Source organism: Pseudoalteromonas sp. S558 (genome assembly GCF_005886635.1).
Taxonomy (GTDB): domain Bacteria; phylum Pseudomonadota; class Gammaproteobacteria; order Enterobacterales; family Alteromonadaceae; genus Pseudoalteromonas; species Pseudoalteromonas aliena.
This window is the reverse complement of the sequence record NZ_PNDU01000717.1, coordinates 1-448: the sequence shown is the minus strand read 5'-3', so window position 1 is coordinate 448 and position 448 is coordinate 1. Positions and strand designations below refer to the sequence as shown.

1 protein-coding gene is annotated in these 448 nt (G+C 39.1%); it reads left to right on the top strand.

All coding sequences use genetic code 11. The features are described from left to right. Positions 1 to 130 precede the first annotated feature (130 nt). Positions 131 to 448 (top strand): hypothetical protein (locus CWB66_RS22565; RefSeq protein WP_252371842.1); only part of this gene is annotated, 318 nt, incomplete at its 3' end.

Genomic DNA, 448 nt, shown 5'->3' with positions numbered 1-448 from the left:
GAATGAAATAAAATTTTAATTTGCTGCATTAATTTTTTTGATGTTTTCAGGTACAGTATTGAAGAAAATAATATTTAGATGAGTAATGAGCTTATCTAATCGTGTGTTTCAATAGGGAATTCGTTTAACTGTGCGTTCAAATCGTTTTTTAATTGTAATGTTACTTGTGCTTGTGCATAGCTTTATAAGCTGTGACGGCGCCGCGTACCATTTACAAGAAGACGTTGACCACGTAAATAGCTCATTATCGCAACTAGGTTCATCTGCTGATGATAGCGATAATGACCCAACAACAGAAATACATGCTCCCCAGCATTGCCACAGTGGTTATAGCCACCGCTCTAATCACTCAATAACTCCCGAGAATTGTAAGCCATCTTTTGAGATTTCCTATCACTCGAGAGATTATACCCCTTCCGACCCGCGATCGAAGTCAGTGAGCTCGTGC